We start from the raw sequence: 13,228 nt of genomic DNA, 5'->3' as shown, positions 1-13,228 counted from the left end.
GCCTCTTAGTGCTTGTCCAGCCACGCGCCGTAGAACGACGGACGACCGACGGCCTCGAAGCTGACGCCTTTGACCCACGGCGCGCCGGCGAACACCTGCGGCTCTTCGAAAATGGGGATCACATAGGCGTTATCGATCAGATAGCGCTGGGCGTCACCGGTTAACTGCAAGCGCTGCTGCGGCTCTACCGCCGCGGAGATGCCGGTCAGCAGGTCATTGAGCTTATCATCGCGGAAGTGCTGCACTTTATCGCTGGAGCCACCTTTCTGCAGCAGCGCATCGCGATTGTTGGGGAAGAACATACTTTTCACCACATCCGGGTCGGCGCGGCCCACTTCTGAGACAGTGAGCGGGGTTTTCTGCGGGTCGAGGTTGTCCAGCGTACGGCTACCGGCATCCCCGGCTTTGACGGTCAACGCCACACCCACCTGGCGCCACTGCTGGGCGATCAGCTGCAGCACTTCCTTATTCTGCGGCTGCGGCAGCGATTCATACACCGTCAGCGCCAGCCGCTGGCCGTCTTTACTGCGAATACCGTCGGCGTCGGGCTTCCAGCCGGCGTCGTCCAGCAACTGTCGGGCTTTGGCCTGATCGAAGGTCAGTTTATCGCTCAGATTGACATAGCCGGCGGCGGAGCTGGCCAGTACGGAGGTCGCTTGCGGGTAGTTAGCGGAGAACAGCGTCTTCACCACCTGTTTGGCGTTGGTGGCATGGAGCAGGGCCTGGCGCACCCGCAGGTCGGCGACCAGCGAGTTATCCGGGCGGAAGCTCAGGCTGTCGTTGACCCCGCGGGTAGGGGCGGCGTAGACCTTAAATCCCTGATCGGTCGCCTGCTTTTCATCGTAGGCCTGCACCTGGCGAATAAAGCCCGCCTGACCCGCCAGCAGCGCGCCGATGCGCACACTGTCTTCCGGGGTCACAATATAGGTGATGCCATCGAGGTTAGCGGGCCCCTGCTGGGCAATGTTTTTCGGCCCCCACTGATAATCCTTGCGTGCCACCAGCGTCAGCTCGCGGCCTGGCTTTTCATCCTGCACCACAAAGGGCCCGGAGCCGATAATATGCCGGGCATCGCCCAGCTCTTCAAAATTGCGCTGCAGGGTGCTGAGTGACACCAGACCGGAGCCGATGGTAGCGGTTCCCTGCAGGAAGCCCGGCGACGGTTTGTTGAAGTAAAATTTCACCGTCAGCGGGTCGATCACTTCGCTGCGCTGGTAGTTATTGATGACCTCCGAGACGGGCAGGCGATGGGCTTTATCTCCCAGACCATAGGTGTCGAAGTTTTTGGCCACGGCGGCGGCGTCAAGCGGCGTGCCGTCCGAGAAGGTGACCCCTTTGCGCAGGTGGAAAGTGTACTCGGTTTTATCGGCATTGCTGGTCCAGCTCTCGGCAATCCACGGCTCAATCTCCAGCGTTTTCGGGTTCTGCCAGGTGAGCTTGTCGGTTATCTGATTGAGAATACCGCCATTCGGATAAAAGCCGCCGGCGGGCGGATAGAGATTGGTGTGCGGTTGCTGCTCCAGATAAATTAAGGTGCCGCCTTTAACCGGCGTGTCGGCGGCCCAGACGGAAAAGGCGCCGGAGAGAAACAGGGCGGCCAGCGCAGGCAGGCGAAAATGACGATGCATGGTGAATTCCTTTGTTATCTATTGTGTTGCCATCATCGGGCGCGGCTAAAAACAAAGGAACCAAGGAATTGCGCTAAGCATTTGCGGAAATTGGATTTACTTCGCGAGTGGGAAGCGTGGGGCAAGCGCCTCTCCCGGGCGGGAGAGGCGTCGGTGATTAGCTGCGCAGATCGATAACCATACGGCCGCGGATCTGACCTTGTTCCATCTCTTTAAAGATGGCGTTGATATCTTCAAGCGGGCGCAGGGTAACTTTCGGCACCACTTTGCCTTCGGCGGCAAACTGGAAGGCTTCCACCAGGTCCTGACGAGTACCGACCAGCGAACCGACCACCTCGATGCCGTCGAGCACCAGACGTGGAATATCGAGGCTCATCGCCTCCGGCGGCAGGCCCACCGCGACCACGCGGCCACCGGCACGAACGGCATCCACCGCTGAGTTAAAGGCCGCCTTAGCTACCGCGGTCACCACGGCAGCATGCGCGCCGCCGGTTTTTTCCTGAATCACTTTCGCCGCATCTTCATTACGGGAGTTGATGGTCAGATCGGCGCCCATCGAGGCTGCCAGTTCCAGCTGCCCGTCGTTGACGTCGATAGCGATCACTTTGGCGTTAAAGACATTCTTCGCATACTGCAGCGCCAGGTTACCCAGCCCGCCGAGACCGTAGATAGCGATCCACTGACCCGGTTTGATGTGGGAGACCTTGACCGCTTTGTAGGTAGTGACGCCCGCGCAGGTGATACTGCTGGCGGCGGCAGAGTCGAGGCCGTCCGGCACTTTAACTGAGTAGTTGGCGGTGACGATGCACTCTTCAGCCATGCCGCCGTCGACGGAATAGCCGGCGTTTTTTACCGAGCGACACAGCGTCTCATTGCCGCTGTTACAGTAATCGCAGTGGCCGCAGCCTTCAAAGAACCACGCCACGCTGGCGCGATCGCCTGGCTTCAGGGAGGTCACGCCCGGTCCGACTTTTTGCACCACCCCGATCCCTTCATGGCCGAGAATGACGCCGGTTTTATCGCCAAAATCGCCGTTTTTCACGTGCAGGTCCGTATGACACACGCCGCAGCATTCCATTTTCAACAACGCTTCACCGTATTCCAGCGGGCGCAGCGTTTTTTCCGTGACGTTAACCTGATGGTCGTGGGTAACAACAGCAGCCTTCATGCCTGTCTCCTTGTGAGGGGATTGTTTAATTTTATTAATGCAATAGTACCCAATAAGGATTAGACGCTATGGAGAAAAATACAAGGCGCTTTAGTACAGGATGTGGTTTTTTGCTACAGCGGTAGCACAAAATTCAGACAATGCCTCTAATTTTGGTAGGTAATAATAGCGTCACTGAATGGTCATGTTTTCTTCATCACCCAACTCTATCGTTTTGCGCATCAATTTCTTATAACAACAGAGTGATACAACAATGCATCTGGTAAAAACCATCCTCACTGCCGGTCTGTTTCTGTCCGCCGCCGCGCAGGCGCAGAACGTGCTGGAATTCCCCCAGCCGGAAAACAACCCGGAAGAATTTTACGCCGTCACCGAGATCCCGGCAGGTGGCATTATTAAGTATGAAACCGACGCCAAAACGGGGTTTATTATCGCCGACCGCTTTCAGTCGATGCCGGTGGCTTACCCGGCGAACTACGGCTCGCTGACCCAGTCGCTGGCCGGAGATGGCGACCCGCTGGACGTGGTGTTTTACACTCGCGCGCCGATGGCGCCGGGCACACTGATTAAGCTGCGGCCGATCGGTGTCCTAAAGATGATAGACGGCGGTGAGAAAGACGACAAAATCATCGCCGTGCCGGCCAGCAAAATTGATCCGACCTATGACGACATCAAGACCATTACCGATCTGCCGAAAATCGAGCAGCAGCGGCTGGAGGCCTTCTTCCGGGTCTATAAAGAACTGCCAGAGGGGCGTAAAAAGGTTGAGCTGGCCGGTTTTAATGATGCCGCCGCTGCGAAGCAGGAGATCAAATCGGCCTGGGAGGCCTGGAAAGCGAAGAACCCGCAATAATATTCATCGCGGGCGCTGTCCGGCGCCCGCGGTATTCGCTCTCACGACCCCAGTGGCGGCGAAATCACAGGTCACACGGCAACGCTTATCTCACCATATTGCATCTTGACGCAGGATGAAGATGATGGTTGTATTGTACAACCATTTCATGTTTCGGACCCGCTGCCATGCCTGATACCCCCTTAATCCAACAGATTCGTACCGCCTCGCGGTTAATGGTGCGCGAGCTGGGCTTTATGAGCACCACGCTGGCCGCCACCCATTATTCACCTTCGGCGGTGCACACCCTGCTTGAGGTATCGATGAGGGGGGAGATGACGGCCGCGCAGCTGGTCACGTTGCTGGGACTGGAAAAATCAAGCGTCAGCCGGATGGTCTCTCGTCTGCTGGCGGCCGGTGAGCTGGAGGAGCGTCCTTGCGCGGAGGATGCACGCGCGAAATCACTCGCCCTGACGGCAAAGGGGCACGATACGGTAGCGAAAATTAACGCCTGGGGTACCCGCCAGGTGGTGGAGGCGTTAGACCATCTGGATGAGACGCAGCAGCAAACTGTCGTCACTGGACTGGCGGCCTATGCCCGGGCGCTGGCGCAGTGTCGGGATAGCGCGCTCGCGGATACGGCTCCGCAAATTTCGCTGATGACCGGCTATCAGCCGGGGATGATCGGCCGGATTGCCCAGATGCACGGGGAGTATTACGCCCGTCATCATGACTTTGGCGCTTTTTTTGAAGGCAAGGTCGCCAGCGGCGTAGCGGAATTTGCCACCCGGCTTTCCTCCCCGGCCAACCAGATCTGGCTGGCGATCCGCGAAGGGAAAATCGTCGGCTCGCTGGCTATCGATGGCGAGGACCTCGGCCAGCAGGAGGCGCATCTGCGCTGGTTTATTCTCGACGACAGCTGCCGGGGAAGCGGCATTGGCAGGCGTCTGCTCAGCGAGGCGATGACTTTCTGCGATAGTCGCCAGTTTAGCGCGGTGCAGCTGTGGACCTTTAAAGGGCTGGACGCGGCCCGCAAACTGTATGAATCCTTTGGCTTCACGTTAACCTGCGAATGGCAGGGGGAGCAGTGGGGAAAGGTAATGACCGAGCAGCAATTTACCCGGTCCGGAAACACCGGCTAAGCACGTTGCGCTTAGCCGGTGGGGGTACAGGAGATTACGCCAGCTGGTTAAGCAGGCGGTTAATCTCCTCTCGCCACTGCGCCTGAAGCGACGGCTTTTGATGTTTTGGCTTGCGGGCCATATCGTCAGCCAGCCATTGCTCCAGGTCAATCAGCCGCGCCAGCAGCGCCTCCTCCTCATCATTGTCAGCCCTGGCGGGCGTACTCTGCAAAGCGAGTCGACTGTCCGGGGCGGGCGCCACGGCCTGCAGACGGGCATAGGCCTCCTCCAGGCTGTGCCATTCCGTTAACCCGGCGTTGTCGATCAGCCAGAAGCGGTTACAGCTTTCGCTAATCAGCTGGCGGTCATGACTGACCAGCAGCACGCCGCCGGGGTAATCGCGCAGCGTCTGCGCCAGCGCCGCTTTACCCTCCATATCAAGATGGTTGGTGGGTTCATCCAGCAGCAGCAGACTGTAGCGCGCCAGCGAGAGGCCAACAAACAGTAGCCGCGACCGCTCGCCGCCGCTGAGAGTGCTGACCTTCTGGCTATGTCTCGCCCAGCCAAACCCGGCGGCGATCAGCGCCCGTTTACGGGTGTCGGCCGACGGGGCGAACGGCGTCAGCGCGTCGAGCAGGCTGGCATCGTCCGGTAACTGCTCCAGCGTCTGGTCATAGTAGCCGGGGTGCAGCCGGGGATGCAGGCGCAGCCCCGGGAGTGGCGATGCGTCGTTCATCTGCTGCCACAGCAGGCGCAGCAGGGACGATTTACCGCCGCCATTGCGCCCCATGATGGCCACGCGATCGCCGCTGCGCAGGCGCGCCACGCCGGTGGTGAAGAGGGATGGCAGGCCCGGCGCGGGCGCGACGGGAAGGGTGTCCATCTCCAGCAGGCGGTCAGCCGGCAGGGCGTCCCCCTGCAATGACAGACGCCACGGCGGGCCGATGCTGAGCTCGGTTTGCTCGTCTTTCAGGCGGGCGACCTGCTTCTCCATCTGTTTGGCTTTGCGGGCGAGGTCTTCGTTGTCATAGACCCGACCCCAGGTGGCCAACCGCCGGGCGCTGGCGCTGACCCGGTCGATCTCTTTTTGCTCGGCCTTATGGCGCAGCGCGGCGCTTTCATCCTGCTCCTGCAGTGCCTGACGGGCAGCGCTGCAGGGCAAGGCGAAGCTGTGCAGCGTCTGGTCGCGGAGGATCCAGCTGGCATTAGTTACAGCATCCAATAAGGTGTTGTCGTGTGACACCAGCACGAAGCTCCCCTGCCAGGTTTGCAGGAAGCTTTCCAGCCACAGCAGGGTCGGCAGATCGAGGTGGTTGCCGGGCTCATCCAACAGCAGCAGATCAGGCTGGCGGATCAGCGCCCGGGCCAGCAGCAGGCGCGTGTGCTGGCCGCCGCTCAGGGTAGTGGTTTGCTGCTCCATCACCGCCGGGGTAAAGCCCATCTGCGCCAGCAGGCGTTCGGCCAGCCAGCGCTGCGCTTCCCGTACATCAGCGGGTAACGGGGCCAGTACTGCCTGCAACAGCGACTGCGAACGCAGCGCCTCCGGCAGATGCTGTTCAACGCGGGCCATCAGACACTGACCAGCGAGTGAGACGCTGCCCGAGGTGGGCGCGAGGGTGCCGTCCAGCACCTGCAACAGGGTGCTTTTGCCGCAACCATTATGGCCGATGAGACCGATACGGTCGCCTTTCTTCAGGGTGAATGAGAGGGTGTTAAACAGCGGCCCAAAGGCAGTCTCCACGTGGAGCGCATGGGCAGTTAGTAATGTACTCATAGTCAACTTACTCAAGAGTTACAGGCATGCAAATGCCTCGTCAAAACTCGCTGACGATAACCCGGTAAGCCGGAGAGAAGGGATTGCGTGAAGTGTCTTCGCTCAAGCCATAGTTATCGCAGCACGATACCGATAACGCTTGAGCTGGCGCAATTGCCTAATGCATGTGAAACAATAAACATTTCACAATACAGCATGGGGGGCCTCCTTTTTTATTTAGTCAGTGGATGGGTGGTGGCAGTGTAGTGGGGAAAGGCTAGCGACGCCAGTGACAAAACTGGCAGGGGGTGCGCGCGGCGCGCGCTCAGAGTTTAGCGTACAAAGGGAAACCAATACGCTTTTGCCAGTACCGCTTCGGTCAGTGTATTAGCGTCAGTTATTTTTTGGCACTGGGCTTCGAGGACATCAGGTTTATCCTTCGGGAACCAGCGTTGAGAAATGTAAAGCGTCAGGAAAACAGTTTCACGTGTTTGCTCACAGTGATAAGCATTTTTAATGTTATCAATTCCTCGGAATCCATATGGATCTCTGTATTCTATGTAAGTTTCATAGCGGGATCTGGATTCAAAATAATTATCTGGATCCATGCTTGCCCAGACAATACTGAGATAATGCTTCTCATGAAGGAAGTAACGATAACGGGTTGTCTCTCCACCGGGAATAACGCCGGGGAACAATCCAAAAAAGATGAAAATCAGCAAAGAAAGCATAACTGGAATAGCCGGGTGACGCAGTTTACGATGCGTTGATTTTCTCGTTGATAACAGCCAAATCAACGGTATAACGAGTGAGCAGAGCGTAGCGACAAACGGTTTATAGAAGGTGTACAGACTATGTTCGATAAGATCGCCAGCAACGGCATCATATGAACTGATTTCAAAGGGGGAATGCAGTGTTTCACCACTTAGTGAACATAAGCCATAGACTAACCCTGTTATTCCTGTAAGTGCTAAATATAAAATGATCATCCTATTCGTCATGTTTTTTGTCGCAACCTGGTGGGGCATATTAACGTTCCTTCTTCGTCTCAGTAGTGAGAATCATTGAAAGTATTATCATTGATTTATTTAAATATAATGGGAAACCAGCGGGCGTGGTCGCGGGTATATTCCGTCATCGCCTGGGGATCCTTTATCGCCTGGCAGGGGGCGTCGAGAATATTCGGATACGCATCCGGATACCAATCCTCTTCGGTCGTTAAGGTCAAAAAGCGAGACTCCCGGTGGGTTTCACAGCTATAGGCGTTTTTAATATTGTCGGCTTCGCGATATCCCTTGGGATCGCGATATTCGATATACACTTTGTACTCAGAGCGGGTACCCCGCCACGCGCCCGGCTCCGGTTTCTGCCAGCGGACCGTCTGGTAGTAGCGCTCCCGCTCGCCGTAGCGATAGACAGGGGTCTCTCCGCCGGGAATCACGTCGGGTCTCAGGAAGAAAAACACCAGTCCCGCCAGCAGGAGTAACACCGGTGGGAGAATGTGGGTCAGCAGCCGCGGCGCCTGGCGGTTAACCAGCAGCAGCCACAGCAGCGGCGGGATCGTGCTGACGATAAAAGGAAAGAGGATTTTTGCCGGCGTATAGAGTTCATGCACCGAAACCTCGCCGGCTTTCGCCGCGTAAAACGCCTGCTTATCGCCGAAATACCAGTGCTCACCGTGAAAGGCGCTGAAGGCGCTCACCAACAACAATCCGCTAAACAGCCCCAGCCAGAGGCGTAATATCGGTTGCAGAACGATTTTTTGCTGGCTCATTTACGGTGCCTCCACAGGGACGGTGGCGATCGGGCGGGCAATCATGATTGCCGTTTCACTGAGCGCATTCAGATCGCTTACCTGAGTACACTGGCGGGCCATGACCTGCGGATCGGCGTCCGGAAACCAGCCCTCATTGAATGACAGGGTGTAAAACTGGGTATGCCGCTTGACTTCACAGCGCCAGGCGCGGCCAAGATTGTTTCTGTCGATAAGCCAGCGGGGATCTTTCGCTTCAACAAAAATTTCATATTTAGAGGGTTGAGTGACATGTCGATCTGAATTCGTTTTGCTCCAGAAAATGGCAGTGTAAGAAATGTTGTGTTTACCGTACTGAATACTGGCATCCCGACCCGGGGTGACCTCCGGATGGAGGAAAATAAATATCCCGGCGGCAATCAGTACCATCAGCGGTAATATAGGATGCTGTATTGGCCGCCAGGGGGTTTTACATACCGCCAACAGCCAGACCAGGGTAATAATAAACACGTAGAGCAGGGCGAAGAAAAATTTACTCGGTTCATAGATGACGACATCCACCAGATCGCCGGTGGCGGGCTGATACTGGTCAGCGCGCGGGGTGAGCATCCACATATCGCCGCTGAAGAGGCACATTCCGGTGATGATGGCGATACCGCCGATAAGAAACAAGACAATCCGGATCAGAATAGCATTCGCTTTATTCGCGCCAGGGGTTAATTTTTGCATTTCACATTCCGTTGTGAAGAGTTGAGAGGAGACTATTTTGCACAGTAGAGGACATACGGCAAATGCTATCCGTTTTATATTTTTACGATGAATGAATATGGGCGAAAAAGGCGTTTCTGTGGCGGGAGATATTATTCTGACGTTATTAAAAACCGGGCCGATATGTCGACCCGGTGAGCGTGATTAAATCGAGGTGCGGCGATAATTGCGATATTCCGGCAGCCAGAAATTATCGCTAATGGCCTGCAGCAGCGCTTCAGCGGAGGTTTTTACCGCCACGCCTTGCTCCTGCGCCACCTTGCCGACCGCGAAGGCAATTGCCCGTGAGACGGTCTGGATATCCTTCAACTCCGGCAGCACCGGACCTTCGCCGTTGTTCACCAGCGGCGAGTGTTTCGCCAGGGTTTCACTGGCGGCCATCAGCATCTCGTCGGTGACCCGCGACGCGCCGGAAGCAATTACCCCCAGACCAATACCCGGGAAGATATAGGAGTTATTGCATTGCGCGATAGCGTACTGCTTGCCTTTCAGGGTGACCGGGGCAAACGGGCTGCCGGTGGCGACCAGCGCCTCGCCGTCGGTCCAGCTCAGGATATTCTGCGGCGTCGCTTCCACCCGTGAGGTCGGGTTAGAGAGCGGCATCACGATTGGCCGCGGGCAGTGCTTGTGCATCTCGCGGATAATCTCTTCCGTGAACAGCCCCGGCTGACCCGAGACGCCAATCAGAATGTTCGGCTTCACGTTACGCACTACGTCCAGCAGGGACAGCACATCGTTAGTGGTATCCCAGCCCTGCAGATGCTCACGCTTCTGCACCAGCTTGTTCTGGAACGGCAGCAGATTAGGCATGCCGTCGGTTAACAGGCCGAAGCGGTCAACCATGAACACGCGCTGGCGGGCCTCTTCTTCGCTAACGCCTTCGCGGACGATCTGGGCGATAATCTGCTCGGCGATGCCGCAGCCGGCGGAACCCGCGCCGAGGAAGACGATTTTCTGCTCGCTGAGCTGGCTACCGGCGCCGCGGCTGGCGGCGATCAGCGTCCCGACGGTGACCGCCGCGGTGCCCTGAATATCGTCATTAAATGAACAGATTTCATTGCGATAGCGGTTGAGCAGCGGCATGGCGTTCTTCTGCGCAAAGTCTTCAAACTGCAGCAGGACGTCCGGCCAGCGGGCCTTAATCGCCTGGATCACGTCGTCAACGAACTGATAATACTCGTCGTCGGTAATGCGCGGATGGCGCCAGCCCATATACAGCGGATCGTCCAGCAGCTGCTGGTTGTTTGTTCCGACGTCCAGCACGATGGGCAGGGTATAAGCCGGGCTGATGCCGCCGCAGGTGGTGTACAGCGACAGCTTGCCGATCGGGATCCCCATCCCGCCGATCCCCTGGTCGCCGAGGCCGAGAATACGCTCGCCATCGGTGACCACAATCACTTTCACGTTATGGTTCGGGACGTTCTGCAGGATGTCGTCAAGGTTATGGCGATTCTGGTAGGAGATGAAGACGCCGCGGGCGCGACGGTAAATCTCGGAGAAACGTTCGCAGGCGGCGCCCACTGTCGGGGTATAGATAACCGGCATCATCTCTTCGAGATGGTTGCCGATCAGGCGATAAAACAGGGTTTCGTTGGTGTCCTGGATGTTACGCAGGTAGATGTGTTTGTCGATTTCAGTTTTGAATCCCTGATACTGGATCCAGGCGCGTTCCGCTTGCTCTTCGATGGTTTCAACCACTTCCGGCAGCAGACCAAGAAGGTTGAAATTGCTGCGCTCTTCCAGACTGAAGGCGCTGCCCTTGTTGAGCAGGGGGAATTCAAGCAGAACGGGACCCGCGTAAGGGATGTACAGGGAACGGTTTTTCTTATGAGTAAATTGCATCGCACTAACTCCTTGATCATGACCACAGTCCCGGCGCGGCGATAAGCGAGGGCGGGTGGAAAGCAGCGGGCAGAGTATAGAGCAGATGGTCGTCAAGCGGGTAAACAAGCAATCAATTGCCATAAAAAAACACCATCCTGGCAACAGGACGGTGTTGTTTATCATCACTCAGACTGAAAATTAACCACCGCGGCGTTTGCGGCCGGTAGCATGGATGTGGTTGAGGGTGGTTTCTTCATCGCCTTCCAGCACCACTTTTTTCTGCTGGGAAAGCTTATAGTTCAGACCGAGAAGATGACGTGCCTGATGGTTCGATTTCATTCTGACTCCTTTATCCTGTTCTGGTTTCAAGGGCAAACCCGGTGGTGACCGGATGAAATGTAACCCAAAGTCGGCCGCACGTTTTTTGTGCGACCTCAGCTAGGGTGGTCCATTTTCAGGGCAATAGCAACCTTCGCGCGCCAGATTAAGAACAGTCTCCCTCACGCACCGCCGGGATCACCACTTCATCTCACCGGTGTTAACTTTGGCGCTTAACTCCAGCGAACTGGTCTCAGCCAGGCCCGGCCACTGCGTCTCCATGGCCTTGATCACCCCGGCCGAATCCTGATGCGTCTTCAGCGCCTGCTCAAACTGCTGGAGATACGTTTTTGTGAAGCGCACCGCGCTGTCTCCCTCCGGCGGTGTGCCGAGGTAATGACCAGGGATCACCCGCTGCGGGTGCAGGGCGATCATCTGGTCCAGTGTACTGCGCCACTGCTGGCGACTGGCCGGCGTCTGGGTGTCGGCGGTCCAGAGATGCATGCCCCACGCCACGCCGGTGCCGCCGAGGATCGTTTTGTTCGCCCGGATCCAGACGAACGCCGCGTAGTCATGCGGCTGCATAATCGTTACTTTCTCACCGTCGATGGTAAAGCTGTTGGCCTTCAGCGCCTGCGGAACGTACACCTGCGCCGGTGCGCCATCTTTCATTTGCGGGCCCCAGTACGCCAGTTTGGCCGCTTTGGTGGCTTCAATATGTTTGACGACCTCCGGCGTGGCGACCACTTCCGCCTGCGGGAAGGCTTTCATCAGCGGTTCAAGACCAAAATAGAAATCCGGATCGCCAGAGGTGATCACAATCCGCGTGAGCGGCTTGCCGTTTTTCTTGATCATGTCTACCAGCTTTTCGCCGTCTTTGACGCTGAACTGCGCGTCAAACAGCACTGCTTCGTGCGGGCCGGAAACGAGAGTGGAGTTAACGGCAAAGATGCCCTTTTCCTGCGGATTGTAGGTTTGCAGCGTCAGAGGCGCCGCGAAGATCGAACCGCTGAACAGGGCGGTGGCAACAGCAAGAGCAGATAATTTCATGATGTGTTCTCAGTAACAGGTGAATGCGTTCCATTGTACGGATTTCGCTATTTGATAGAATTCCTGAAATAAGAGATGCTGAGTTTCATAAATCGTGCAGATGAAGGGGGCATGATGGACAGGGTGATTGCTGCTCAGGTATACCTGCGCATCTGCGAGCTGGGAAGTCTCAGCGCCGCGGCGCGGGCGCTGGGGATGTCGCGTCCGATGGTCAGTCGCTATCTGGAGCAGATGGAGAACTGGGCTGGCGCCCGGCTGATCCATCGTTCCACCCGCCGGCTGACCCTGACGCCGGCGGGGGAAAAAGTGTTGCTTAAGACCCGCGGGTTGACGCGGATCGCCGATGAAATCGCCGGCGAGCGCCAGCGGGCCGACCCCAGCGGCACGCTGCGCGTCGCCTGCGCGCACTTCACGGCAATGCAGCTGATCTCTCCGCTGCTGCCGGACTTCCTCGCTCGCTATCCGCAGTTGCGCCTGGAGCTGGATATCAATAACCATCCGGTCAGCCTGATCGGCGAGCGCATCGATGTGGCTATTCGCATTACCGACAACCCCGAGCCCGGGGCGATCGCTCGCCGCCTCGGGCTGTGTCGTTCGCTCCTCTGTGCCGCACCGCGCTGGCTCCAGCAGCATGGCCCGCTGGCGACGCTTGACGATCTGCAACAGCATAACTGTCTGTTATACAGCCACTTTGCCGGCCAGCGCTGGCAGTTCAGCGATGCGCAGGGGCAGGAGGCGTCGGTGGCGGTGAGCGGCAATCTGAGCGCGGGGATCTCTTCTCTGCTGCTGGAGGCGGCGGTCGCCGGGTGCGGCATTGCGATGCTCCCCGAACTGGAGGCGCGGAGCGCGTTGGCCAGCGGGGCGCTGGAGGTGGTGCTCCCTGACTGGACGCCGAAGGCGCTGAGCGTCTATGGCATCTATCTTTCCCGCGACTATCAGCCCGATGGGCTACCGCTGTTTCTGGATGCGCTGCAGCGACGTCTGGGGGAGATTGCCGCCGGGGCATGAACATG

Annotated in this window: 13 protein-coding genes; 4 read left to right on the top strand and 9 right to left on the bottom strand. The window is 57.5% G+C overall.

The window, feature by feature from the left end:
• Positions 1-5: 5 nt before the first annotated feature.
• Complete coding sequence (locus tag CWM58_RS04350; protein WP_100680332.1) at positions 6-1,628, bottom strand: TIGR04028 family ABC transporter substrate-binding protein; 1,623 nt, start codon at positions 1,626-1,628, stop codon at positions 6-8.
• A gap of 157 nt (positions 1,629-1,785) precedes the next feature.
• Positions 1,786-2,796: an alcohol dehydrogenase AdhP gene (gene adhP, locus CWM58_RS04345; RefSeq protein ID WP_060875756.1), complete on the bottom strand. Its 1,011-nt coding sequence runs from the start codon at positions 2,794-2,796 to the stop codon at positions 1,786-1,788.
• Positions 2,797-3,049: 253 nt separating this feature from the next.
• On the opposite strand from adhP, the gene CWM58_RS04340 reads away from it, so the two are divergent.
• Both CWM58_RS04340 and CWM58_RS29525 read left to right on the top strand, forming a co-directional pair.
• The gene (locus CWM58_RS04340; protein ID WP_012968118.1) at positions 3,050-3,649 is read left to right on the top strand and encodes an inorganic diphosphatase; all 600 of its coding nucleotides are present in this window, start codon (positions 3,050-3,052) and stop codon (positions 3,647-3,649) included.
• 167 nt (positions 3,650-3,816) lie between these two features.
• Entirely contained in the window at positions 3,817-4,770 is a 954-nt protein-coding gene (locus CWM58_RS29525) for a helix-turn-helix domain-containing GNAT family N-acetyltransferase (RefSeq protein WP_100680331.1), read from the top strand.
• A 34-nt stretch (positions 4,771-4,804) separates the two neighbouring features.
• On the opposite strand, the gene CWM58_RS04330 is transcribed toward CWM58_RS29525, so the two are convergent.
• From CWM58_RS04330 to CWM58_RS04310, 5 genes are all read right to left on the bottom strand, one after another.
• On the bottom strand, positions 4,805-6,523 hold the full coding sequence (locus tag CWM58_RS04330; RefSeq protein WP_100680330.1) for an ABC-F family ATP-binding cassette domain-containing protein: 1,719 nt from the start codon (positions 6,521-6,523) through the stop codon (positions 4,805-4,807).
• 311 nt (positions 6,524-6,834) lie between these two features.
• Positions 6,835-7,530 (bottom strand): hypothetical protein, encoded by a 696-nt coding sequence (locus CWM58_RS04325; RefSeq protein ID WP_100680329.1) that lies wholly within the window; start codon positions 7,528-7,530, stop codon positions 6,835-6,837.
• Between the two features lie 56 nt (positions 7,531-7,586).
• A complete protein-coding gene (locus tag CWM58_RS04320; protein WP_100680328.1) occupies positions 7,587-8,276 on the bottom strand; it encodes a hypothetical protein in 690 nt (229 codons plus the stop codon).
• Complete coding sequence (locus tag CWM58_RS04315; protein WP_100680327.1) at positions 8,277-8,984, bottom strand: glycosyl transferase; 708 nt, start codon at positions 8,982-8,984, stop codon at positions 8,277-8,279.
• Between the two features lie 183 nt (positions 8,985-9,167).
• Positions 9,168-10,865, bottom strand: a complete 1,698-nt coding sequence (locus CWM58_RS04310; RefSeq protein WP_008804752.1) for an NAD-dependent malic enzyme — start codon at positions 10,863-10,865, stop codon at positions 9,168-9,170.
• Between the two features lie 55 nt (positions 10,866-10,920).
• Here CWM58_RS04310 and CWM58_RS28355 point away from each other — a divergent pair, with 55 nt between their 5' ends.
• Complete coding sequence (locus tag CWM58_RS28355; RefSeq protein WP_046619973.1) at positions 10,921-11,049, top strand: hypothetical protein; 129 nt, start codon at positions 10,921-10,923, stop codon at positions 11,047-11,049.
• Here the strand turns inward: CWM58_RS28355 and sra are convergent.
• Together sra and CWM58_RS04300 are read right to left on the bottom strand one after the other, a co-directional pair.
• Positions 11,046-11,186 (bottom strand): stationary-phase-induced ribosome-associated protein, encoded by a 141-nt coding sequence (gene sra, locus CWM58_RS04305; protein WP_012541615.1) that lies wholly within the window; start codon positions 11,184-11,186, stop codon positions 11,046-11,048. The genes CWM58_RS28355 and sra overlap by 4 nt on opposite strands.
• Before the next feature lie 177 nt (positions 11,187-11,363).
• Positions 11,364-12,215: a Vmh family MBL fold metallo-hydrolase gene (locus tag CWM58_RS04300; RefSeq protein ID WP_100680326.1), complete on the bottom strand. Its 852-nt coding sequence runs from the start codon at positions 12,213-12,215 to the stop codon at positions 11,364-11,366.
• Between the two features lie 114 nt (positions 12,216-12,329).
• On the opposite strand from CWM58_RS04300, the gene CWM58_RS04295 reads away from it, so the two are divergent.
• Positions 12,330-13,223: a LysR family transcriptional regulator gene (locus CWM58_RS04295; protein ID WP_012968123.1), complete on the top strand. Its 894-nt coding sequence runs from the start codon at positions 12,330-12,332 to the stop codon at positions 13,221-13,223.
• Positions 13,224-13,228: the final 5 nt, after the last annotated feature.

Source organism: Klebsiella sp. H-Nf2 (assembly GCF_002806645.1).
In the GTDB taxonomy this organism is placed as follows: Bacteria; Pseudomonadota; Gammaproteobacteria; order Enterobacterales; family Enterobacteriaceae; genus Klebsiella; species Klebsiella variicola.
Note: the sequence above shows the minus strand (reverse complement) of the source record. Positions and strands in the feature narration are given on the sequence as shown.